Origin of the sequence: Bradyrhizobium sp. CCBAU 45394, assembly GCF_028128655.1 — a bacterium.
GTDB lineage: Bacteria > Pseudomonadota > Alphaproteobacteria > Rhizobiales > Xanthobacteraceae > Bradyrhizobium > Bradyrhizobium diazoefficiens.
Genome location: NZ_LBIX01000160.1, coordinates 1 through 22,421, shown reverse-complemented (window position 1 = coordinate 22,421; position 22,421 = coordinate 1). Strand labels below are relative to the sequence as shown.

Sequence of the window (22,421 nt, the reverse complement as noted above, 5' to 3'; positions counted from 1 at the left end):
CAAGCCTCGCCTGACCCGGGTATGGCCGTGGGACGTGGAACGACGCCAAGCTCTTGACATTGCGGTGGCGTCTGTAGCGCGCGCGGCTGATCCTCAAACGGAAGCCGCCACCAAGCTGATCGCGTCGCTCTCTCGCGGCACTTGCCCATGCGGCACCTCGACGCGTTTGGTCATGCTCCAGCTTAGGAACGAAGGTTACAGCGGTCGGTTGCAAGCAAACCTTAAACAGGAGAAAACGACCGCTCGCAGCTGCACTTTTGTTCGGATCGATGGCTGCCGCCTCCGCGCAGCTGGGGCGGGGCCGGTGGAGCGGGCGGAGCAGGGGCCGGCGCGGGCGCTGGATCGGGGGATCCGGCGGCGCAGGTGCGGGATCTGGAGGCGGCGGCAACTCGCCAGCCGCGACCAGCGGTCAAGGGGCATCGAGCAGCCCGAGTTCGGCTAATCCGGGGGCAACCATGACCCGATGATGAAAGGAAAATAGAAGCGAAAAGAAAGAGCCCGCTGACATGATCGAGCGGGCCGCTTTCATGAAGCAGTCGCGGAACAATTGAGGCTGCGTTAGGCCGGCCGGGAGGAGACCGGTGGCAAGAACGTTGGTGTCCAAGTCCGATCTCGAACTGATCGCTCTTCGGGAGATCCAGCACGTTCCCGGCGGGGAGCTCGTTATCTCCGTCGAGATTGAACACGGCGACGCGGAACCCGATGGCCTGAATTGGCGACTGCTCGTGATTGCTAAAGAAGGTGCGGACCTCGATCGCCTCCAAAACGCCGCTACTACCACGAGCCATCAGCTGAAGCGACGATACCAACTTGTCATCCAGGGCGGCAGCTCGGCGGGTGGCTGAGGCTAGAGGCCGGCCCCACCACCAACAGAACGGCACCGATTGCCATAAGGAGCATGCCCGGCCAGTTCGCTCCGACCCCCAGGAATCCCACGCCGCGCCGCGTCGGCTCCAGTCGCTTCTCGCCAGCTCCTCCTCGTGCAAGGGCTTTAATCAGGCGCAGCATCTGGGTAGAAATTGCATCTTTTTCCCAGAGATTTGTCAGATCTTGCTGGGCAGAGATAAGCCACCTCGCCCGTCCTCCCCGCACCGGGGCTGGTACCTTTATTGCAACTTTTTCCCCGACGCCTAGAGGTGCAAACGCTGCAGCGGCCGATCTAATTGCGACTTTGGTCAGGGTAATGAACAACTGAGGCCGCCCGAAAGGCGGCCTCTACTCTTTACCTGGGTGCAGTGCGAGATTGAATATTTTGCTAGCTTTTCCCGCGCGATGGCTTCAGACTTGCTCCCATTGAGAACTTAATTTTTCAGGAACATTACGATGGGAAAACCTGCCGTTTCCCGTGATGCCTTTCGCGGGTTGTTCGCTTTCTATGCGGCAAAGGCTCATCATGACCATAAACCCGAGGGCGAACATTGCCTTTTGAAGCTATTCGGATCTGCGGAAGGCATTCCCGATAGTTTGCTGCTGCAGTGGTCAGACAGAGTTGAGCTGCTCGGCTCCGAAACCGTTGGCCGCTTAATAGAGCCGCGCGCCCGTCAAATCACAGATGGCAACGCGCGATACGACCATGCCAGTGACTTTCTCCACGCGCTCCTGAGAGACCTCGGACAAAAGGTGCAGTGATCACCGCTGCGCGATGGTCGCGGCAGCCATCAGACGCGAAGATTTTCCGCGCTGCTCTTGCCGCGCTTGCGATCAACCTGGATTTCGTAAGAGACCTTCTGCCCCTCCGCCAAGCCCGATAAGCCGGCGCGTTCCACTGCGCTTATATGCACGAAAACATCCTGGCCGCCGTCATCGGGCTGGATGAAACCGAATCCTTTGGTTGCGTTAAACCACTTCACAATACCTGTCGCCACGTCCGCCTCCCGGTTGCACAATGAACATAGCCTAGGTCGACCGTCTTGGGACTGACAAGCAAAAAACCGCAGCGCGCGAAGGTCGAGCAGTGTTTTCGAAGCAGTCAGTGGTCTGGTAAAGGGCAAGCGAGTTGCAGCCGACGACCCGGCGGCGCGAATGCGAACTAGTTCACAGATCGGGAAAGAAAAGCTCACTACCATGAACTAGAGCGGGCGAAGATACTTCGCGATGTCTTGCAGTGCTGCTCGGGGTACCGAGCAGATAGGCGCTCAGGGGCTTTGCGGGCTCCAGTATGATGACGGGTACCGCAAACAGGGCGAAGGACTGATGTGGGCCTAATGACGTCACCCAGCGCCCAGCAGCCTCTTTCTGCTGAGCCATGCGATGATCGGCCCCGTGACCGCCGGGAACAGCGCATCGACGGTAAAATAGACGGTAGCGATGGCGAAGATCGGTGTATTCCAAACGCGCGCCATTTGATCCTCCGACCAGAGAAGGCGCACGAAGCCAAGACGTTCCGCGGGCGGTCCCCGGTTCTGGCCATGGCGAAGGAAAGCTCGCGGCCCACCGAATTCCGTCCGTTGCGTGGTCGATCGGGCCGTTGCGCGCTTGTCCTCGCTAGTGGCGGCCGGCCAGTGGAACTCGCGGGCGCGGCGGTCGTTGCATGACCGCGGCAGCAGTAGCGAGTAGGAGAGCACGTGAACCGACGCCAGCTTGTTCAAGGGTCGGCGGCGCTGCCGGCGTTGCTGCTTGCCTCGCGCAGTGGTTTCGCCGCGGCGTCGGATGACGCGTTCGGGCCGTCCACGGTGAGGGACTTGGCCCGTATGCTGGCGGGCAAACCGTACGAGGCACCAGACGAGAAGCTCCCGAGCGGATTGAAGGACCTCGACTACGATCAGTATCGTTCGATCCGCTTTTTGCCGGAACGCGCGCTCTGGCGCGGCAAGAATCTTCCGTTCGAGGCGCAGTTCTTTCATCGCGGCTTCTTTTACAAAAACAGAGTGGACATCTTCGAGGTCGCGGACGGAAAGGCCACCAGGCTCAAGTACCGCAAGGCGGACTTTTCCGTGGACGAGAAGGTCCCGCCATTCGAGGACATCGATCTGGGGTTCGCAGGCTTCCGCATACATGCGCCCATGAACCGTGCCGACTATTACGACGAGGTCTGCGTCTTTCTGGGCGCGAGCTATTTCCGCGCCGTGGCCAAGGGGCAGACGTACGGGCTCTCCGCCCGGGGACTTTCGATCGATACGGGCGAAGCCAAGGGCGAGGAATTTCCGCTTTTCAAGGCTTTCTGGCTCGAGCGGCCGGCGCCGGGTGCGACCTCGATGGTCATCCATGCTCTGCTCGACAGCAAAAGCTGCGCAGCGAGCTATCGATTCACCGTGCGGCCGGGGGACACGACGGTCTTCGACGTCGAGATGTCGGTCTACCCGCGGGTTGAAATGCAGCGGGCTGGGCTCGCGCCCATGACCAGCATGTTCTTCTACGGTCCGAATGACCGCAACGACGTCGACGATTTCCGTCCGTCGGTCCACGATTCCGACGGTCTTGCGATCTTTAACGGAAAGGGGGAAAGCCTCTGGCGGCCGCTCAGCAATCCCCGCGACCTCCAGATCAGCACCTTCCAGGATCTCAATCCCCGTGGGTTCGGCCTGATGCAGCGGGAGAGAAACTTCTTCGCCTACCAGGACATCGAATCCAGCTTCGAAAAACGTCCAAGTCTCTGGATGGAGCCGATCGGCGATTGGGGCGAGGGCGGGGTCATGCTGTTCGAGATCCCGACCAAGGAGGAGGTCCACGACAACATCGCCGCATTCTGGCGGCCTAAAAGCCCGCTGCAGGCGAAAGGTGAACACAACTACACCTACCGGCTGCATTGGGGACCGGATAGCCCGAAACCTCACTCGCTCGCTAGATTCACGCGAAGCGGGATCGGGGCGAGGGGCGAGGACGCGCGCCTCTTCGTCCTCGATCTGCTCGGCGACAACCTCAAGGGCGTAGATCCTGCCGGCGTCAAAGGCGTCGTGACGGCGGACAATTCCGAGGTGAAGAACATCGTCACGCAGCCCAATCCCTACACAGGTGGGTGGCGGTTGAGCTTCCAGTGCCAGGTGAAGGGCGAGCCGATCGAGCTGCGTGCGTTTCTGGCAGAAGGTGACAAGCCCTTATCCGAAGTCTGGGTCTACCGATGGGCACCCTGAGCACGGCACCGCGGCCGACTGCCGGCGATATCGCGACCCAACGCCTGCTGCCACGAGAGTCCCCCCTTCCGATGGCTCCTGGCGACCTCGGAAAGGACCGGGTATCGCACCGTGTTCCTGCGCCGGTCGCCTCCACGATGGCTTGGCGGCGCGGCCTCATCCTCCTCTCGACGGCGGGTCTCACGGGCGCGGGCGGCTATGAGATGTATCGCGTGCTGCAGGTCGGCGGCGTCACCGTCCTCGAAGGCATGGTGCTGGCGCTCTTCCTGGTCCTGCTCGCTTGGGTCGCGTTTTCGTTTGCCTCCGCCGTGGCAGGCTTCTTTGCGCTGTTGGGCCATCGTCGGGAGGGTGACGCCATTGCGCCTGGCTTGGAATTGCCGGCCATCGCAAGCCGTACCGCCATGCTGCTTCCCACCTACAACGAAGACCCGCACCGATTGACGGCGCGGCTTCGCGCGATCATCGAATCCTTGGAGACGACCTCGCAGGGTAGGCTGTTCGACTGGTACGTTCTGAGCGACAGCACCGATCCCGACATCTGGGTCGCCGAAGAAAAAGCCCTCCTCACGTTGCGACAGGCCCTCGGAACGCCACGGCTGTACTATCGCCACCGCGTCAACAACACAGCCCGGAAAGCCGGCAACATCTCCGAGTGGATCACGCGGTTCGGCGGCGTCTACGACTTCATGATCGTGCTCGATGCCGACAGCCTCATGAGCGGACAGACTATCGTCCGACTGGTCCATGCCATGGAGAGCAATCCGAGCGCCGGGCTCGTCCAGACGCTCCCCATGGTCGTCAACGCGCGAAGTCTGTTCAGCCGAGTCCAGCAATTCGCGGGCCGCCTGTACGGCCCCATGATCGCCGCCGGCGTCGCCTGGTGGCACGGCTCGGAAGGCAATTACTGGGGCCACAACGCGATCATCCGGGTGAAGGCCTTCGCCGAATCGGCCGCGCTGCCGCAGCTGCGCGGGCGCAAGCCATTCGGCGGGCACATCCTCAGCCACGATTTCGTCGAGGCCGCGCTGATGCGGCGGGCCGGCTGGGGCATCTACATGCTGCCGACGCTCGGCGGAAGCTACGAAGAGGTGCCCCCGTCGCTGCTTGATTTCGCGGCGCGCGACCGACGCTGGTGTCAGGGCAATCTTCAGCATCTCGCTGTCGTGCCGGCGCGGGGCCTCCATTGGGTGTCGCGCCTGCATTTCATGGTAGGAATCGGAGCATATCTGACGGCGCCGCTGTGGCTGCTGTTCCTGCTGCTGGGGATGCTGATCTCACTGCAGGCCCGCTTCGTGCGTCCGGAGTACTTTCCGAAGGGGTTCTCGTTGTTTCCGACCTGGCCGGCCCAGGATCCCGTGCTCGCCATCTGGGTGTTCGTCGCCACGATGGGTCTGCTGCTGTTGCCGAAGCTGCTCAGCCTGGTCCTTCTTTGGACGCGGCGCTCGGCGGGGCGCCAATTCGGCGGTGCATTGCGTGCCACTGCCGGACTTTTCGCAGAGATCGTCGTCTCCGCCTTGATGGCGCCCGTGATGATGATCTTTCAATCAATAGCCGTGGTCGAAATTCTGGCCGGCCGCGATGCCGGCTGGCAGACGCAGAGGCGCGACGACGGCACGGTGGAGCGCCGCGAGCTCTATCGGAAATACGGCATTCCGACCTTGTGCGGGGTTGCGATGGCGGCAAGCGCGTGCGCCGTTTCACTGCCCCTTCTGCTCTGGATGTCGCCGGTCATCGTTGGGCTGCTGTTCGCCGTTCCCATAGGCGCGCTGACCGCCATGCCCGCCTCCGGCAAATTGTTTGTCACCCCCGAAGAACGAGAGCCGCCTCCGGTCCTGCGTAGAGCGAACGAATTGAGCGCGTCGGCAGACGGAGGGATCAAACCCGCGTTGGTGGAGCTGCGCGAAGACCCCGCGCTCCTAGCCTTCCACCTCGCGCAGCTGCCGCCCCCTCGAGCCGCCAGGCCCGACACGGTCGACGCCAACTTGGCGGTCGGCCGCGCGAAGGTCGATGCGAGCGATACTTTCGAGGAGGCCGCAGAGCATCTGTCCTCGCGGGAGGTCTTCTCGATCTTGAACGACGGTTCGGCGCTCTCGATCGTGTTGCAGAAGCGATGAGGTTTTAGCCTGCCGGGTGCGCCTATCAGCGAGAGACTAGGGTTGGCGATTTCTCCGATCTTACCGGTGGTTCTTTTCTTGGAGTCCTTGCCCGAACGCACGGAGTGCGACCACAGGATGACGTAGTTCTTCCGCAGGACGGCCGCTGTCTGCGCGTCGGCCGGCATGCCAAGGTGGCTGCGACCGATTGCCAGCTCGGTTTTGCCGGCGCCCAGCAGGGCTAGGGATTCGGCCGCTCCTCCCGTCGTGATCGGGGACAGCCTGACCGTTCTGCTTTCCTCGGCGAAAGCCTAGGCCATCGCTTCGACCACCTGATGGTCGTCGCTGCCTGGGGGCCCGACGGCGATCCGGAGGGTCTCGGGCTGCAAGACGTAGAAGAGGGCGGCGGCTGCGCCGAAAACAACAAATCCCAAAGCCAGTAGGATCAGCAGCCTTCGTTGGCGTCGATCGTGTGCGACTGGATCGGATGGTGACATCGGCGAAACCTATGTGAACATTTACTCCTCGGAAGCGACAAGGTCGAGGGCACGAATGTCTACGGGGCCGACGGCGAAAAGGTCGGCTCCATCGAGCGCGTCGTGATCGACAAGACTAGCGGTAAGGTGTCGTACGCGGTGCTCAGCTTCGGCGGCCTGCTCGGCATCGGCGACGATCACTATCCGCTGCCCTGGCAGGCACTGAAATACGACACCAACCTCGGCGGCTACGTCACCGGCATCACCCAGGACCAGCTCCGCGGCGCCCCCAAATACGCCGACGAGAGCAGTTGGAATTGGAGCGATCCCGCGACCGCACGCTCCGTGAATGCCTACTACGGTGTGCCGGTGGCTTGATCCAGCACGGCCTCGCGGCGCAACGCACCCGCCGTCATGCCGGACGGCCCGCATCGGTTGTCGAGGAGACTTGCAAAGTGAGTAATGCCGTTCGTGTTCTGGTCGTGGAGGATGAAGCTCTGATTTGCAGCTTCATCGAGGACGCCTTGTCGGACGGCGGCTTAGAGGCCTGCTCGGTTCATTCGGGAGAGGCGGCGATGTCCGCATTTCGGGACGGCCGGGAGCAGTGTCGGGCGCTGCTGACGGACGTCAACCTAGGTGATGGCATCAGCGGATGGGAGCTGGCGCGGCAGATCAGGGAAATCACGCCTGACTTTCCCGTGGTCTACATGATGAGCGCCAGCGCGCCGGACTGGAAATCGCAGGGTGTCGACGGCAGCCTCCTAAACGAGAAGCCCTTTGCGCCGGCTCAATTGGCTGCCGTCGTCTCGCAGCTTCTTGATACCCGAGCCTAGCCGGGTTGAACCGCTGGCGGAGTAGGCGAACGAACCGGTACGGTCCGCAATGGCGGGGTAATCGACATACCATTCTGATCGGCGCCGACGGCCTCAGCCATCGCCGCCGAGCTGAATAGGGTAGAAGAGACTTGGCATGATGCCCTTCCTTTCCGCGAGAAGGCCGATCAGATGAGGCGAGAGCCGCCATCGACGTGGAGGGTTTCGCCGTTCATGAAGCCGTTACTCATCAGGAACACCACGGCGGCACCGACTTCTTCGGGGGTGCCGAGCCGATGCAGCGGCAGCTTCTCCTTCAGCGCCGCAACGTAAGCATCGCGTCCCTCGCCGAGCGTGCGCGCGAGCAGGGGCGTATCGGTGGTGCCGGGAGACAGGGTATTGACGCGGCGCGGCGCCAATTCCAGCACCAGACCTCGGGCCAGCGCCTCCATCGCAGCGGAGGCGGAGGCGAGCACGGCAGTGCCGTAGGCGTTCGGACGATCGGCAAGCACGCCCGAAATGAAGGTGACGGAGCCGTCGGCGGCGAGACGATCGCCCAACGCCCGCAGCGTGTGGATTGCCGCCCATACGCGCTCGTCGAAGGCGCGGCGCAGATGGCCGACATCCGCCTCCAGCACTTTCCCGGCGACGAAGGTCCCGGCGAGCAGCACAAGATGATCGACATGGGGGATGTCGGAAAGCGCCGTGGTGATGGTCTCGGGCCTGGTCACGTCGGCAGCGCGCCAGCCGGCAAAGGCGTTCTCGGCCGCGACGCGCTCGGCGCCGACGGGGTCGAAGCCGACGACGATCACGCGGGCGCCGGCGGCCTTAGCCTGCTGGGCGGCCGAGAGACCAATGCCGGAGGTGCCGCCGAAGACGACGACGCTGCGGTCCTTGAGCAAATTCGAAGCAAAGCCGGTCATGGCTGTCGGATCCTTTCCGTGAGGCGCCGCCCTCTTGTGGTGCCGCTGAAACGGACCCTACTTCGCGGATTTTTGGTTGATAATGCGGCTCATATTCGATTTTATTATTCCACCATGGCACAAATCAGCCTCGACCGCCTCACCGGCGTCATTGCCTTCGCTCGCGCCGCATCGCTCGGCAGTTATACCGCCGCAGCCCGAGCGGTCGGCGTCTCTCCCTCCGCCGTGAGCAAAAGCGTGCAGCGGCTTGAGCTGCACCTCGGTCTGAAGCTCTTTAGCCGCACGACCCGCTCGCTGACGCTGACCCCGGAAGGGCGCGAACTGCACCAGCGCGCCTTGCGGCTGATTCAGGAGGCGGAGGCGATCGAGCAGGCCGCGGTCGCAGCGCGGTCGGAGCCGGCCGGCGTATTGAAGGTGACCGTTCCTCTGCCGATCGGCGTTCACATCGTTGCACCCGCCCTGCCACGCTTTCGCGAGCGCTATCCCAAGCTTTCCGTCGACCTGCGCCTCGGCGACCAGTTCGTCGATCTGATCGGCGAGGGCGTCGACGTGGCGATCCGCGTCGGAGACCTCGAAGATTCCCGGCTGATTTCCCGACAACTAGCGCCGCACAGTATTTGTGCCTTTGCCGCGCCCGGTTACCTGGCGCGGCGTGGCGCGCCGCAGCGTCCCGAGGATCTCACGAAACATGACTGCGTGAACTTCCGATTCAAGAGTTCGGGTCAAGCCTTCCGCTGGCCCTTCATGAGAGGTGAGCGTCCGCTGGAATTCATTCCGGACGCCGGCATTGTCACCGATAATAGCGACGCCGTAGCCGCCGTAATCGCCGCGGAGGGCGGCGTTGGCATCACGCCTACCTTCGTGGCCGCGCCCTATGTGCGACGAAGGGAGCTCGTTCCGCTTCTGAGCGAATTTCTACGGCCGCGCTCCAGCATCACGGCCCTCTGGCCCGAGAGCCGGCGGGGCAGCCCCAATGTGAAGGCCTTCATTGCCCATCTCGCAGATGTCTTCGCATCGCCGACGCCATGGGACGCTGCGGTGAACCAAATCGGCTCACGGCGACGGTGACGTTCGCTCGATCGATCGCTAGCTGCCCCATTTTCATTTGGAAACAGTAGCCAACCTACTGAAATTACTGGAGCGTGTTTCGACCATTTTTTCCAAATGCGCCTTGAAATCACTATATAATCAAGCAGGTTTTGATTCCGCCATTCGGAAGTTCATGCGTTGCCGCCTAAACGAGGCTTAAAGCGCTGAGATCGCTGCGCACAAACTCCGGTAAGCGCCAAATCTTAGCGCGTGTTTGGAAAAGCGGCGTCCGGTCACGGTCGGCTGACTTAACCGCGGCCGTCAATTGTCGTGGTCGGCCTTGTCCGCTATGCCCACGGTCATGCTTGGTAGAACGCACGACGTTCCCCTGGCAGCCGACGAGCATCGCCGGATCGGCGACTACCTCCTGCCTGTGGCATTCCTTGGCGCCGCGGGCACCGCAATGATTGCCTGGATCGCCGCGATAGTCTGGGTGACCTGGAGTCTGATCACATGGGTTTTTCATTGAACGCCAAACCACCCACGGACGGTTTCGAAGGCCTGTCCGATCATTTCATCTTGCGGATGAGTTCATCCGTGATCAGGTCATGGCTGACGTTGCCGCCGGAACGCGGCTGGTAGGTGTACCGGCACGGCAGCGCGCGGAACGCTTACTTGGCGAGATCAACCGCCGGGGACGTCATTGCAAACCTATTGATTGGCCGGCATCCCCGTTGGAGGCTACCGATGCGAAGCGTACGCTGGACCCCTGAAGACGACCTAAAGCTGATCGTTCTCAAGGCGCGGGATCCCGACCGACCGGATTGCTCATCTCTTAGGTCGCGGGTCGCGGATGGCCGTTCGTGACCGTCTGCGCTATTTCAGGGCGAAGCTGCGACAGATGGAGAGGCGAGGTACGGGACCAAATTGGCCGATCGTATGACTCCATAAGCGTAACGGTTTGCCTTAGACTGCCGCTCATTGGGAAATGCATTTCATGTGGGGTGACGTTATGTCGAGTGCAATTGAGTTAATTGTAGAGGGCTACGCCCGGCTGAAGGACCGTCAGTCGCTCGAAGAGCTGAGGATGCACCGCAGGCGGCTTGCGGTCGATCTCAAGGCCAGGACAGGCATCGACTGTCGCGCGTCGATCACCCAGGTCGAGCAGGACATAGTCGCAATCGAAGCGGGACTCCTGACGCTGTCGGCTCCGATAGCCGGATAGCGAAGCGGTGCTGTCCGGAAAACATTCGCCCCGCCGAAGCGGATCGACGGGGCTGAAGGTGGATGGGGCGAGGCGGCGGTGCGACGCCGGTGTCGCCCCAAGGACCCGCGGCCCATGATGCCTGAGGAGTATTTTCCCGCAAGGCGATATGTTGGGCAATCGCCTCTATCTTGTGGGTTGGCCCCTGGCTCTGCACTACGGGACGGTGGGCTTACGCCGATACCTGATGCGATGGAACTGGGCTCCTCCGCCCTTGCGGCGCACCCCGATGCTTAGCGCCTGCGCCTCCCGATCGATCCGACCGGCATCCCATAAACGATCGAGCGCTTTGACAACCTCAAGCGTCCCTCCACCCGACAAACGCTGGATCTGAGCGGCCGTCTGCCACTCAAAGCTCATAATACGCGCCAGCTTTTCGTCGAAAGAAATATTCAGGCTCTTGCACGCGAGTTCGATGGCGTCGGTCCCACCTTCGTTCGCACGCATGCTTTCCGGATAATCAGCATATTCACGATGACTTGATACCTACCTCACCGAAAAAAGCGCCGGGCGGCGAGCGCAAAACTCGCTAAGCCGAAGCAGGCTGGGACTAGCGTCAGCCGCATCATTGTATGATGCGAAAGTGGGATGCACGGCCCTTTCTCTTGGCCGGGGAGATCGATCGAATATATCTTGCAGCGAGATAAGGTCGGAGAGCGTACGCGGCTCCTCGACCGGGACGTCGAGTTCTGGCAGCTCGCGCAGCCTTATTTTTTGTATGTTGAATTGCTTCCAGATGTATTGGGCCTCGGTTTCGTTCAGGACGCCCGCACGCTTGGCGGCGAGCACTGGCGAGCCCATCGAAACCTTCCATTCTGGTTTCAACGCCGCGAGCAGGCGCAAATCAACACGGCGCTCGGCGAAGTACGGCTTGACGTCATCGGTGGAAACCAGGAAACACGAAGCGAAGGTATCAGCCTCTTCCTCCATGTTCGGCGTCGGATATCCGTGCATGACCGTAGCCGAGCTCGTGGCTCAGAGTGAATCGCATGCGGTCCGCAAACTGCTGCCGGTTGAGCACGATGATGTGCGGCATGCCCGGCACGGAGAAGCGCGCGCCCGAGACGTTCGAGCCGCCCAGGTCGTGTACCATTAGGATGCCGGCTTTCTAGACCAGCGCGGTGAGATCCTGGATGGCGCCATCGGGGACCTGACACAAGCGACGGAGCAGGCCGGCGATCTTCTCGGCGTCGTTGTCGTATTCGTCGGCGTCACACCTCCGGCAGCTTGTTTTGAACTAGGAATGGAACCCGGTTGCCTCGTGGTAGAAATCCGGACGAGAGCCGGCGCCAGCACGCCCTGCCTTTTGCGCTGGTAAGGCCGCGATGTGCTCTGCCCAACGTTCGAGCGCCTCGCGCATCTCGGCTGCGTATCGCGCGCGGTTATATACACCAGCAACGCCCGCCCGGTGGCCACTGACGTGGTTTAAGATCGCCTCCACGATGTGCGGCAGCACGCCCAGCCGGTCGGCCATCACAGTGGATGCCGATCTGCGAAGATCATGAACGGTCCAATGCAGTAGGGGTTCACCCAAGGCTTCTGCAATGCGGGCATCAAGCGCCGACTTCGACTTTGACCAGCCGGAGAACCCGCGATGCGGGTCACCGCTGCGTCGGGGTCCGTCACCAAAGAGGAAGTCTCGACCATCTCGGCGGGGTGGGAGTAGGGCCAGAGCGGCGGGAACCAATGGCAGCAAATGCTCGCGATGGTTCTTGGTCCGGGTGCCTGGCAGTGTCCAGAGCCCCGAACTGGTGTCAAGTTCGGCCCATTGCATACTACCTACTTCATCGCGGCGTTGGGCTGTGAGCAGCAACAGACGCACGATGCGTCCGTAATCGTCATCGCCACAGGCCCGCCAGATCACTGATAGCTCGGTCTCCGTTAGGACCCGCTCGCGGCTTCCCGGCTGCGCAGGTCGATTGGTGCCGAGAACCGGGTTCGCAGCAATGTCGAGGCCCTCGCGTATTGCCCAGTTGAACATTGAGGACAGGGCTGTCCGGGCGCGGGCTGCTGAGACCGCCCCGTGAGTTGATGCAATGTCAGTGACACGAGCCGAGATATGACGGCGGGTGATCTGGAAGACCGAAACCGGATGCAGGGGTTTCCAACTGACCAACAGATATCGTTCAATTTCCGAATAGGTCCGGGGCTTCAGCCTTTGTTTGGCGTTCCGGAGATACTGATCCACGGCTGTCCGGAGCGTGTCGGCCGCCTGCAGTCGTGCTTTGGCTTTCTCGTCCGCCGGGTCTTTACCATTCGCAACCAAGCCCAAAAGCCGCTTGGCTTCCTTGCGTGCAAGCTCTGGTGTCCAAGGGGCACCATGAGGACCGATGGTCACGAAGCGCTGCCGACCGAACACTCGGTACTTGAGAACGTAAGTCGCTTGATCGCGTTGACGCCGAACACCAAAGCCCCGCACCGCTTGGCGGTGGCCTGCGTCCCAAAGAGTCTCGCCCGGCTTAAGGGCTTGCACTGCGCGGATCGTAATACTCGAAACAGCCATAGATCATCTCTGTAGCTACCACGTAGCTACCACCATAGCGCCAATTGTAGCGCAGGTAAGGCGAGAGGCGGCGGGCTTATTCGTTGATAATATTGAGATTATAGTAGAAATGGCGAGGCTGGCGTAGCACCGGCGGAGTTGTTGCTGTGTCTGTGGAACAGGAGGTCGGTGGTTCGAGCCCACCCAACTGTACCAGCGAAATCAATAACTTAGGTCGATCCAACCTTAGGCCCCCACATTAAAAGTAACGGGTGAGGTAACAAACGAGCTAGTGCGCGTAGCCAGACCATCAACAGTGAACGTCTCATGGGACGGATTGGACGACAACCATTTCCAACGTTAGGCGGCGCCGCCGCATCTGAGAGGCGCGCACCTTGCGGGAGAACCAAATTTTCTCCGATGCTTTGTACCCTTCGAATTGGTCTAGTACGCCATTTCTCCGGAAATCGAGCGCTTAGCGGGGAAGCAGTTTGAGTTGCTCTCGCTCAAGCAACGTCTGGACCGCGCGGCAGCTACGGTGCTCTGCGAACGACGAAGACGGAAGGACCGGAGCAACGTGAAGCTTGCAAAGCCCCCACGCGATGACGATTCGGACCTGGCTTAGAACGCCGTTTTCCGCACCGGAATCTGAGGACGCCCATATGGGGGAAACTGACGGTAGCGATCTCGCTCCACCGCCTCGCATTTTTGCTGGATTTTCAGCCTCGCGGCTCAGCCGTCAACGAAGGGTGGGGTTGCCTCCGCTCTAGTTGTGCCGCCTAATGCTAACACTAGGGGGGGCGGGCGATGACCGGGTTGAATGCTTCGCAGGCTGGCAGCGTGATCGCCGGGCCAGCGAGTGCACGAACTGTCTTAGAGCACTCGTTTCCCGTCATAGGGCGGGTCAAAATTCCCCTCCATGCCGAGAGCGCCGAGATATTCAAGCTCCTGAGCTGGTTTCCGATGTCCGGGCCCGAACACTGGCAGAGGCTTGATCATCTGGGGGAACTCAGGCGAGTGCTTCGGTGCGGTCAGCACTCTCGATATGAATATCTTATTCTACAACTTTACCTCGTGCATTTCTTCAAGGACCGAGCCAAAGGTTTCGGCCTCTCCTCAAAAATCTGGCTCACGCCGACGCTAAGCGTGTCAAGTGGCGAAGAGCTACTCAAGTGCTGGGCGTTTCTGGAAGAGTTCGGTCACCTGAAGGGGACCTACGAAGCAGAACGCTTTCTCTTGGAAGCTCTCGTTTCTCGTCCGCCATTGCGCCAATTGTTCGTCAATAGCTTCTCTGAGCAACGAGCCAAAGAGTTCGCAGAATCGGTCATTCGTGATGAAAATGTTCCGTCTCTGCATAGGGCCATTAGCTGGCTTTCGCTCGACCTATATGGGTCCCTAAGCAAGTACCAGTGCGAGGCAAAGACCATTAGCTTTTCGGTCGAACTCGTGAATGCACTGGTGTCGCCTTCAGAGAATGAGCCTTTGCTAAGAGCCAGGACATACTTCGCTAAGATTCGACGTTTGGCTCATATCTACCTCGATCTAACCAACCTGCCCACCTACGTTCAATTTCACCCAGCGGTGTTGCTGCAGCGGATCATCGAGCGTCCATCTGATTTCATCGAGAGTGATTCGAATTCCGCGACGCGCCTGATCTCCAGCCTGCTTGATTATCTCCAAGAAGAAATCTACGCGTCCGAATCCGCTAACAAGTACAAGCTTGATCGCATAGGCGGGCTGATTGAGAGTCTCGACAAAAGTTTGAAGAACGCAAACAGAACTCCTGCCAGTTCAAAATCACGCTTTGTAAATTGGATACTTGGCGCGAAAGCCGCCGAATTCTGGGGCTACCGAGCAGGCACACTGAATTGGCACCATCGACTTCGTCTCCGCTTTTTGTCTGATGGCTACTTCGGGCCCGACGCCATAAAGCCGCTGACAGAGGCGACGCGATTTGCGGACCAAGTGAACGGCTCTCACTGGAAAATCTTCGTCACCAGCTATGCTGGGCCGCAGGGCTCAAACTGCCTCGTCGATTTATATGAGTGCGACGATACCATCAAAAGAGCAGATGAGGGGCGCGTTGCCAAGGCGCTGCTTAGTTTCATTAGGCGCTGCTACGCGACTCATTTCCGACTACCACTAGTCTTCGCGTGGATTTCCGACGAGTCTACGTCAGATCTCTTTAGATATTTGCTCTCCCGGGGGTTGCCAAAGGCCCTACGCTTGCGGCTCGATGGGCGAGGTGGATTTTCGGACTATTCGATCGACGTAATCAACCAGAAAGCCAAGCGAAGCAGTTGGTCCAGGGAGGCTGCTTGGGAGACAAGAAGACGAAAGATACACGAAGATAGAGCGTGGGAGATCGAGTGCTTAAGGCGCGAGGTACGCGGCGCTTTGGTCGGAACGGTAATGGTCGCCACTCGTGCTGTCATCGTCGAGGATGCCAACCACAAAACGATTGCTGAGTTTGACGGCGTCTTTCTCCGCTTCAACCGAGGCTTGCTCGAGATTGTCGTCGTGGAAGCGAAGAATACCCGGAAGAGTGCAAGTAATCAGGCCTTGAAAGAGCTAACGGAAAAAATGGAGAGACTAGGCGTCGGATCAGCACAAATTGAGAAAAAGAAACACTATGCGGTTGCGTCGATAGCTCTTTGAGAAAGCGTATTGGAAGTAGTCGCGGTGTACTGCGGGCAGCTCCAAAGGTGAATTGAGTGTGATCGAATTCGAAAGCGAGCGCCTAGTATGCAGGACGAAGAGAGAGAGGCGGCCGAGCAATACCGTCAAGATCGGCAAGCGGCCGATGCCCAAAAAAGCGGATTCTCCTATCCTAACCCTACGGATGTGTACCAATGGATGGATAAGAATCGAGAGAAAGTACTTGGTATCGCGATTGCCAATGGGGTTAGTGAGGAGAAAGCGCCCGCTCTCATAGAACTTTACAAGACGACAATTAAGCGGACGCCAGTAGGATCGCCATTAGATGACCTGCATGCCCGAACGATCCTTAAGGGGATCATCGATCGGGTCGAAGAGGTCTGTAAAGCCCTCAGAGTTCAAATTCGCAGTGGCGTTGTTTTCGGGATCGCACCGGAAATGGGAGTAGTCGCAACCCAAACTTCCGTGATGATGACGGATGTAAGCATCTTAAGCTTCAGTCTTCATTTCGTGACCTTCTGCAACCTGATCAGCAAGGTGCTTGCCCGAACCCTCATCCATGAACCCGGCCCTGTCAGCCCAGAGCCTCAGGTCAAGGTTTGTTTCGATCCGATGCAAATAAGGGCTCGTCTCCAGGCGTCTCCCGAGCTGCAAGCCGAATGGGCGAGCATCTTAATTCACTTCGCCTCGTTTGGTGCTCCGGGTCGCCCCACTCCAGCGCCCGAACGCGCCGGGCAGCTCACGCGCTTTCTTATTCTAAAGGCGATGGAGGAATTTGCCGTGGCTCATGAATATGGACATCATGTCTTGGCGCATGGCCTTTCCGAGTCATCTGAAGATCAAGGCAATCATTTCCAAGATGAGCAAGAGGCCGATCTCTTTGCTCGTGTGGTATGCATGGTTCTCGGCGGACAAGACGATCCCTTTAACTTCTACGCGAGTAGCGGTGTTGGAGGTGTCGTAATGCTAGGGATGCTCGATCTCGTGCGCCGTACTAGAGCAACTTTGGAAAGTGGAAACGACGCCACTGAGCCGCGAAAAAGGCATCCTCCGTATCCAAATAGGATAGCCAAGTTCGATAGCGTTGACCCTCCCAACGCAGCGGCAGACTACAAACAGATGAGGAACGACTTCGCAGAGATCGTCGAATTGGTTTGGGGTGCGGTGAAGCCCGTTGCTATCAGCTTCTACGACAGTGGGTACCGTCCCCCTCCCCAGAGATCAGTTTCGGAGGGGTGGCTGCCACTCCACTAGAAGTGCGCGGGATTTTTCACTTGTCGCCGCGTGACGCGATTTCAAATCATGAATTGACCAACTAGGCGCATGAGATTGCTCATGAATGTGAGGGATGAAGTGCGAGGAGCGTATCTAGCCTTGAATGGCGATAAAGCGCTCCTTTCCATAGATGACGACGAGTTTGGCCTCGGGGAGACAATTTCACGACTGTCAGATGCGCTAGCTAAAATGATACGTGGTGACGGGTACGCCCTGGGAATAGAAGGGCCGTGGGGGAGCGGTAAGTCCACGTTCGTCAATTTCATAGCAGAGAAGTTGGAGAAGGTGTCCGGTCAACACGTGCTCCGCTTCGAGCCTTGGCTGATCGGCGACAAAGGCATGCTGATTGCCGCCTTCTTTAGTCTACTGGCGACCGAAATTGACGAGATTGAGCAGTCATCTGAGTTCGGGTCATCGTTCACGCCTTGGCAGCGGCTCCGAGCAAAGAAGAAGCTCTCTGGCGCGATTCGGAAGTATGGAAAGTACACTGCTGCTCTTGCAGGCTCGGTGGACAAGGCGGCCTCGCTCGATCCTACAGGCGCGGTTGGGCTCGCGGCAACCGGGTTTACTAGTCTGGGAAGGCTTTCCGGCCTGTTCGGTAACACTGAGCCTCTCGAAAAGCTAAAGTCCGAAATCGTGGCGGGACTGAAGGAATTGCAGCGAACGAACCCCGACATAAGGTTCAATGTGATTATCGACGATGTTGATCGTCTGCCGCCGGAGGAGGCTGTCGAAATTTTGCGAATGGTTCAGAAGGTAGCTGACTTTCCCTGCATCACTTACTTGATCTGCCACGACTCTAATGTCTTGTCCGAGCAGGTACGTCGCTCGCTTCAGCTCAAAGACGGTCGTCGCTACACCGAAAAGATTTTTCAGGAGGTGATTCACATCCCGCCACAAGAGCCGTTTGCTCTGCGTCGGGCACTAAAGGCGAAGCTTAAGCGAGCCTTTCCTCGGGAATTCGAGAGCATTCGAGGCGATCGGGATGCCGAGTATCGCGAGCACTTGCTGTTTGATGTCTGGGCCGGACAATTTCTTACAACGCCTAGAGACGTTTCGCGGCTGTTCGATTCGGTGATTTTGAATTGGCCATTGCTGCCACCGCGCTCGGATTTCTGTGACTTTCTTTGGCTTCAGTTGTTGAAGCTTAAATCACACGAACTCTACGTGTGGACCCGTGAGTATCTCCAAAACGTTGGCGCCTACCGCGACGGTGGCCGGGCCGGAGATACCCAACCGGGAGAGATGGCTAGATCACTCGCAAAATTGATGGGCAAGTATGGTTGGTCCAGCCGAGCCTATATCACTGGCATTAATAGCTTTCTTCCGGGTGTTGGTTCATTCGCGCTCGATGACGAGAAGAAGCGAAAGGTCTTTGACTTTTCTCGCGATGAATTGTCGATGTTCGAAGCTAGTCGCAGGTTAGGGAGTCCTAGCCATTGGCGACAATATTTCTCATTTGAAGCGCCCTCGTACGCGCTTAAGGATGGCGACATTGGCGCCTTTCTCAAGGCCTGTGTAGAGGGCGCCACAAACGCGAAGGCAGTTCTTTGGGGCTTGCTAGAGCGTCCCCATGAGCAACCGGGGCACTTCGTGGATTTGCTATTGGATCGGCTTCTTGATCTGCCTGCGGGGTCACTTTCCTTGACGGCCGCAGATGGCATGCTCGCTGCATTTTCACTGGCGATGGATGATTTGGCCCGTAAGTCAGAGGGCATTGAAGAATTCGGAAGGAGTGAGCTTTGGCGAAAGGGTAGCCTTTTATTGCAGAGACAAAGGCCGTCGCAGTTTGTCGATGTCGTTCCGAAGGCCAGAGCTATCAACTGGATCTCACATGTGATCCGAGACCAGGGCTTCGCGCATGGGCTCCCCGAGGGAGATCGTAGTTATCCCGATAGCCAGTGGCTCAGTCGGGACGATCTTGATGAATCAATCCGTCAGGTGACGACTCGGTACGAGAGTTTTGGAGTGAAAAGGATATTCAATCTCCCCAGCCCTCTTGATGCACTCCATTGCTGGGTCCAGCTTGGCGATGAGGCAATTGTGAGGCAGCACGTTGCTGCAGCTGTCGAGGATGACAAGGGGCTTCTGCAAGCACTTGAGGCGATGCGTGGGTGGCAGAATAGTTCCGATACGGGTGTGACGCATCCGCTGCGCGACGAAGTCGTTGGGCGGTTTCTTGATGCAAAGGAGACGTTTGCTCGGCTGTCGGCTTTAGCAAGGGAGGGGCGAAGTCGTTCAATTCGCCGACAGGCCGCCGAGCTTGCTGCTGCGTGGCAACGAGAGGATAAGCGCTAATCGGCGACCACAAGGTTCGGTCCAAATAGCTCCTCTAGGAGTTCGCCAATCGCCTCAATCTCCGTGTAAGGAATTCTGATTAGCCTGATACCATTCGTCTCACAGTATCGGGTCTTGAATGCGTCGCGCTTCTGCAGTTGTTCGAACGACAGCTGCAAGTCTGACTCGTCGAGGCCGGTGAAGTTAATTGGTTCGAAATGCTGGGCCCCATCGAACTCGATGGCCGTTCGCGTCGCATCTACGTAAAAGTCAAACCGAAGTCGTCCTCCGGTTTCAGGGAAGATCAGATCGGGAAAATTTACCTGCTCTCGAAAGTCGATCTTTAGCTGTTGAAGGATGGTGCGAATTTTTCCTTCGCCCTTTGACGACGAGCAGCGGGCACAACCAATCCCAGAAAGGTGACTCCGAGGCAGTTGGTCAAACACCCCGTGAGAGCGGCACCGAATGATCACTCTTTCGTTGTTGTTAATGTATTTGACGTCGGAGTAGTCGAATGTATCTCCATGCACTCCCCTTGCTGCGGCGACAAATTCTTCGGTTGTCGTGCGGCTCAGCTCAGTGCGTCGTTCGTCACTACATTGTCGACATCCCCTGCCCGTAAGATGCATCGCGGGCCCCATGACAAAATCCCCATGGTTGCGGCAAGTGATGCGTATAGGAAAGTTGCTGGTAATGTAGATGACGTTTCCATAGTCATATTTCTCGCCGTGAACTTGTCGGGCCGATTTGACGAATGAATTCGTCGTTCCTGGAGCGTTGCCTGCGCATTGAGGGCACCCGCTACCTCGAAGATGGTTCATTGGGTTCTGTAGAAAAACGCCATGGTGGCGGCAGACTATTTCGACCTTTTCGTGGTTCCTCTTCGATTTGAATATCACGCGGGAGTAGTCAAATTGCTCCCCGTGAATCGCACGTGCCTCTTGGACGAATTCTTCGCGATAGATGCTGATCAAGTTCTTTCGCATCCGGCCGCACTGTGGACATCCATTCCCTTGGTAATGGGACCGTGCAGATTGAACGAAGTCGCCGTGATCTGGGCAGCCAATCGTAACGAGGTCCTTCACAGCTATGAACTGCACACGGCTGTAGTCATATCTGCGGTTATGTCGCTCATTGGAGCGCCTGATAAATTCTTCAATGTCGACCTTCGTTGGAGGCCGTCTGCGGAGCTGGGCGCACGCTTTGCAGCCTCTTCCTTGCAGATGATAGGCGGCGTTCAGTTGGAAGATGCCGTGGGTCCGGCAAATGATCGCTAGAGACGTCTGGCTGTGCACGTATTCGGTCTTGGAGTAGTCGTATGTGTCCCCATGAACGCTCTTGGCTCTGGCGATATACTGAGCTTTGCTTAGTTTGTGGTTGTTCGCAGTACCCCGGTGACACGCGGGGCAGCCGTGACCAGACAAGTGATTGCCCGGCATTTGCGTGAACGGTCCGTGCTGGCGGCAGCTGATCGTAACAGGCTGGCGTTTGATCACGTAAGTGGTGTCGGAGTAGTCATATTTTTCTCCGTGAACCTTCTTCGCTCGTAACACGAATTCTTCTGTCGAAACTTGGGTCTTGCTCCGCTTGCTCGCATAGCCACATGCAGTGCAGCCGCTTCCGCGCAAGTGATATTGGGGCTTCTGAGAGATTTCCCCGTGCTCGACGCATAGAAACTTAACGGGCTGGTTTCGGTTTCTGTATTGTGTCGCAGTATAATCGTAGCGATCGCCGTGAACGGCTCTCGCGAGGATAATGAACTCTTCAGTCGAATACTTCTTTGCCATGTCGGTAGTGGGTTGGAGGAGATGCTACACGATGATCAGTGCAGGGGCGCCGTTCAGGAAGTGGTCTCAGTGCTGCCTAATTTGTACCGGGGGAAGTTACTCATTGCTTCGCTGCGCGTCCTCAGGGTGACTTTCGTGTAGTCCTGTCCTTTTGTTTTGGCGGCGTGTCCGCAAATCGCATCGAGCGTTAGTTCGCTCAACCCCGCCTCGTGCCCGTAGGTCTTGAATGTGTATCACCACGCATGATTGGGCTGAACGCGCGGATCGCGAAGAGCCTTCAGCTGTCGCTCAACTTGCGCTGCAACGTCTGCGTAGTTGCCTTTGGCCGCTGTCCTGTCAGCGGTGCCCAGTGAGAGAGTGATGTGTGTCTTGTGTGTCTTGTACCAACCACGAGGCCTGCGACCCTTTGGCAGCTTCTCCAGTATCGCGGGATGTCTGTGGGGATCGTGCGGCGGTAGTACCAGTTGTCGGAGCCTTTCTTCTTGTCGGCGACGTCATTCTCAGGACCATAGATGCAGCATCCCTGTGTATCAGGGAGCGGTCCGAAAACCTCAAGACCTTCAATAGTCTATTGATCTTTCGGGGAAAAACTGGTGCTGTCAGACAGGATTGAACTGTCGACCTCTCCATTACCAATGGAGTGCTCTACCACTGAGCTACGGCAGCATGTGCTGGAATGGCCAGATGGCCCCCGAACGGAGCGGTTTTCCCGCACAGTGCCGCAACGGATCACCGAAATCGTATCGCTCTTTTCGGCTATGTATCAGGGCCATGAGCAGTGTGAAAGAGGGTGATCCCGTCGGCGCGTCGTTTGCTGTGTGGCGCGAGCATCGTAGGGCCGATGCTTGCACAGCCTTCTGAGCCGGTGAAACGCACGATGCAGGACGGCAGATAATGACCTCGACTGAGATCTTACGCAGCCCCTTCCAGACTCCTGCGGAGTCCGCTGATGCGTCTTTCTCGCGGCTCACCCCCCGCCCCAGACATTTTAGAACGCGACTCCACGGCCTCCGCTGGCCCTCTGAGAGGCTTGGCGCGGCTTTAGGGCCGTCGACCTATGATGTTCGAGTGGAGAGAATCGTCATGGCCGCCGGAGGAGTTGCGGAACGATGATCCTGACCTTGGAACCATGACATTCGGGGAGGCTCACATCGCTCACAAGCAAAAACGTTCTAGTAATGGAGGAGGGGGGAGAGGAGTGAACCAGCCTGCGCAGAGCTATGCGGGAAGCTGGGTGATGACGGAGTGAGATAGGCGGCGTATCGAGGCGGGTGT

17 protein-coding genes, 1 tRNA gene and 3 pseudogenes are annotated in these 22,421 nt (G+C 58.7%); 11 read left to right on the top strand and 10 right to left on the bottom strand.

Annotated elements, in window-relative coordinates; all coding sequences use genetic code 11:
- Positions 1–409: 409 nt before the first annotated feature.
- The gene (locus WN73_RS19130; protein ID WP_271554299.1) at positions 410–604 is read right to left on the bottom strand and encodes a hypothetical protein; all 195 of its coding nucleotides are present in this window, start codon (positions 602–604) and stop codon (positions 410–412) included.
- On the opposite strand from WN73_RS19130, the gene WN73_RS19125 reads away from it, so the two are divergent.
- Positions 597–845 carry a hypothetical protein gene (locus tag WN73_RS19125; protein ID WP_245448825.1) on the top strand — a complete coding sequence of 83 codons (249 nt, stop codon included), beginning with the start codon at positions 597–599 and terminating at the stop codon, positions 843–845. The genes WN73_RS19130 and WN73_RS19125 overlap by 8 nt on opposite strands.
- A gap of 478 nt (positions 846–1,323) precedes the next feature.
- The gene (locus tag WN73_RS19120) at positions 1,324–1,629 is read left to right on the top strand and encodes a hypothetical protein (protein WP_097668861.1); all 306 of its coding nucleotides are present in this window, start codon (positions 1,324–1,326) and stop codon (positions 1,627–1,629) included.
- A 29-nt stretch (positions 1,630–1,658) separates the two neighbouring features.
- On the opposite strand, the gene WN73_RS19115 is transcribed toward WN73_RS19120, so the two are convergent.
- Positions 1,659–1,865 carry a cold-shock protein gene (locus tag WN73_RS19115; protein ID WP_097668860.1) on the bottom strand — a complete coding sequence of 69 codons (207 nt, stop codon included), beginning with the start codon at positions 1,863–1,865 and terminating at the stop codon, positions 1,659–1,661.
- A gap of 345 nt (positions 1,866–2,210) precedes the next feature.
- On the bottom strand, positions 2,211–2,342 hold the full coding sequence (locus WN73_RS19110) for a hypothetical protein (protein WP_271554297.1): 132 nt from the start codon (positions 2,340–2,342) through the stop codon (positions 2,211–2,213).
- A 222-nt stretch (positions 2,343–2,564) separates the two neighbouring features.
- Between WN73_RS19110 and WN73_RS19105 the strand changes: the two genes are divergently transcribed.
- Positions 2,565–4,070 carry a glucan biosynthesis protein G gene (locus WN73_RS19105; protein ID WP_271554295.1) on the top strand — a complete coding sequence of 502 codons (1,506 nt, stop codon included), beginning with the start codon at positions 2,565–2,567 and terminating at the stop codon, positions 4,068–4,070.
- Entirely contained in the window at positions 4,058–6,184 is a 2,127-nt protein-coding gene (gene mdoH / locus WN73_RS19100) for a glucans biosynthesis glucosyltransferase MdoH (protein WP_271554294.1), read from the top strand. The genes WN73_RS19105 and mdoH overlap by 13 nt, the downstream gene beginning before the upstream one ends.
- A gap of 8 nt (positions 6,185–6,192) precedes the next feature.
- Here the strand turns inward: mdoH and WN73_RS19095 are convergent.
- Positions 6,193–6,660 (bottom strand): annotated as a pseudogene (locus tag WN73_RS19095) (TRAP transporter substrate-binding protein); the annotation flags it as partial.
- A gap of 24 nt (positions 6,661–6,684) precedes the next feature.
- Here WN73_RS19095 and WN73_RS19090 point away from each other — a divergent pair.
- A pseudogene (locus WN73_RS19090) lies at positions 6,685–7,017 on the top strand (PRC-barrel domain-containing protein); the annotation flags it as partial.
- A gap of 77 nt (positions 7,018–7,094) precedes the next feature.
- Positions 7,095–7,472 (top strand): response regulator, encoded by a 378-nt coding sequence (locus WN73_RS19085; protein ID WP_271554292.1) that lies wholly within the window; start codon positions 7,095–7,097, stop codon positions 7,470–7,472.
- Positions 7,473–7,639: 167 nt separating this feature from the next.
- Here WN73_RS19085 and WN73_RS19080 read toward each other — a convergent pair whose 3' ends face one another.
- Positions 7,640–8,374 (bottom strand): SDR family oxidoreductase, encoded by a 735-nt coding sequence (locus WN73_RS19080; RefSeq protein ID WP_097668857.1) that lies wholly within the window; start codon positions 8,372–8,374, stop codon positions 7,640–7,642.
- A gap of 114 nt (positions 8,375–8,488) precedes the next feature.
- Here WN73_RS19080 and WN73_RS19075 point away from each other — a divergent pair, with 114 nt between their 5' ends.
- Positions 8,489–9,442 (top strand): LysR family transcriptional regulator, encoded by a 954-nt coding sequence (locus tag WN73_RS19075; RefSeq protein ID WP_271554419.1) that lies wholly within the window; start codon positions 8,489–8,491, stop codon positions 9,440–9,442.
- Between the two features lie 973 nt (positions 9,443–10,415).
- Positions 10,416–10,628, top strand: coding sequence for a hypothetical protein (locus WN73_RS19070; protein WP_097668887.1), 213 nt, complete (start codon positions 10,416–10,418; stop codon positions 10,626–10,628).
- 195 nt (positions 10,629–10,823) lie between these two features.
- On the opposite strand, the gene WN73_RS19065 is transcribed toward WN73_RS19070, so the two are convergent.
- The 3 genes and pseudogenes from WN73_RS19065 to WN73_RS19050 form a co-directional block, all read right to left on the bottom strand.
- On the bottom strand, positions 10,824–11,114 hold the full coding sequence (locus tag WN73_RS19065; protein ID WP_097668855.1) for a hypothetical protein: 291 nt from the start codon (positions 11,112–11,114) through the stop codon (positions 10,824–10,826).
- 39 nt (positions 11,115–11,153) lie between these two features.
- Positions 11,154–11,703, bottom strand: a pseudogene (locus WN73_RS19060) (ImmA/IrrE family metallo-endopeptidase).
- Positions 11,704–11,904: 201 nt separating this feature from the next.
- On the bottom strand, positions 11,905–13,170 hold the full coding sequence (locus tag WN73_RS19050; protein ID WP_245448821.1) for a tyrosine-type recombinase/integrase: 1,266 nt from the start codon (positions 13,168–13,170) through the stop codon (positions 11,905–11,907).
- Positions 13,171–13,956: 786 nt separating this feature from the next.
- Between WN73_RS19050 and WN73_RS19045 the strand changes: the two genes are divergently transcribed.
- The 3 genes from WN73_RS19045 to WN73_RS19035 all read left to right on the top strand — a co-directional run bounded on the left by WN73_RS19045 (position 13,957) and on the right by WN73_RS19035 (position 19,380).
- Positions 13,957–15,807, top strand: coding sequence for a hypothetical protein (locus tag WN73_RS19045; RefSeq protein ID WP_271554284.1), 1,851 nt, complete (start codon positions 13,957–13,959; stop codon positions 15,805–15,807).
- An 87-nt stretch (positions 15,808–15,894) separates the two neighbouring features.
- Positions 15,895–17,061 carry an ImmA/IrrE family metallo-endopeptidase gene (locus WN73_RS19040; RefSeq protein WP_271554282.1) on the top strand — a complete coding sequence of 389 codons (1,167 nt, stop codon included), beginning with the start codon at positions 15,895–15,897 and terminating at the stop codon, positions 17,059–17,061.
- A gap of 81 nt (positions 17,062–17,142) precedes the next feature.
- Entirely contained in the window at positions 17,143–19,380 is a 2,238-nt protein-coding gene (locus WN73_RS19035; protein WP_271554280.1) for a KAP family P-loop NTPase fold protein, read from the top strand.
- Here WN73_RS19035 and WN73_RS19030 read toward each other — a convergent pair.
- Together WN73_RS19030 and WN73_RS19025 are read right to left on the bottom strand one after the other, a co-directional pair.
- Positions 19,377–21,146, bottom strand: coding sequence for a hypothetical protein (locus WN73_RS19030; protein WP_271554278.1), 1,770 nt, complete (start codon positions 21,144–21,146; stop codon positions 19,377–19,379). The two genes, WN73_RS19035 and WN73_RS19030, sit on opposite strands and share 4 nt — an antisense overlap.
- A 591-nt stretch (positions 21,147–21,737) precedes the next feature.
- Positions 21,738–21,812: transfer RNA gene (locus tag WN73_RS19025), tRNA-Thr, on the bottom strand.
- Positions 21,813–22,421: the final 609 nt, after the last annotated feature.

What these genes read in the sequence shown, in the direction of transcription:
- WN73_RS19120 (WP_097668861.1), top strand. Translation starts at nt 1,324, where the DNA reads ATGGGAAAACCTGCCGTTTCCCGTGATGCCTTTCGCGGGTTGTTCGCT.
- WN73_RS19110 (WP_271554297.1), bottom strand. Translation starts at nt 2,342, where the DNA reads ATGGCGCGCGTTTGGAATACACCGATCTTCGCCATCGCTACCGTCTAT.
- mdoH (WP_271554294.1), top strand. Translation starts at nt 4,058, where the DNA reads ATGGGCACCCTGAGCACGGCACCGCGGCCGACTGCCGGCGATATCGCG.
- WN73_RS19080 (WP_097668857.1), bottom strand. Translation starts at nt 8,374, where the DNA reads ATGACCGGCTTTGCTTCGAATTTGCTCAAGGACCGCAGCGTCGTCGTC.
- WN73_RS19075 (WP_271554419.1), top strand. Translation starts at nt 8,489, where the DNA reads ATGGCACAAATCAGCCTCGACCGCCTCACCGGCGTCATTGCCTTCGCT.
- WN73_RS19070 (WP_097668887.1), top strand. Translation starts at nt 10,416, where the DNA reads ATGTCGAGTGCAATTGAGTTAATTGTAGAGGGCTACGCCCGGCTGAAG.
- WN73_RS19065 (WP_097668855.1), bottom strand. Translation starts at nt 11,114, where the DNA reads ATGCGTGCGAACGAAGGTGGGACCGACGCCATCGAACTCGCGTGCAAG.
- WN73_RS19050 (WP_245448821.1), bottom strand. Translation starts at nt 13,170, where the DNA reads ATGGCTGTTTCGAGTATTACGATCCGCGCAGTGCAAGCCCTTAAGCCG.
- WN73_RS19045 (WP_271554284.1), top strand. Translation starts at nt 13,957, where the DNA reads ATGACCGGGTTGAATGCTTCGCAGGCTGGCAGCGTGATCGCCGGGCCA.
- WN73_RS19040 (WP_271554282.1), top strand. Translation starts at nt 15,895, where the DNA reads ATGCAGGACGAAGAGAGAGAGGCGGCCGAGCAATACCGTCAAGATCGG.
- WN73_RS19035 (WP_271554280.1), top strand. Translation starts at nt 17,143, where the DNA reads ATGAATGTGAGGGATGAAGTGCGAGGAGCGTATCTAGCCTTGAATGGC.
- WN73_RS19030 (WP_271554278.1), bottom strand. Translation starts at nt 21,146, where the DNA reads ATGGCAAAGAAGTATTCGACTGAAGAGTTCATTATCCTCGCGAGAGCC.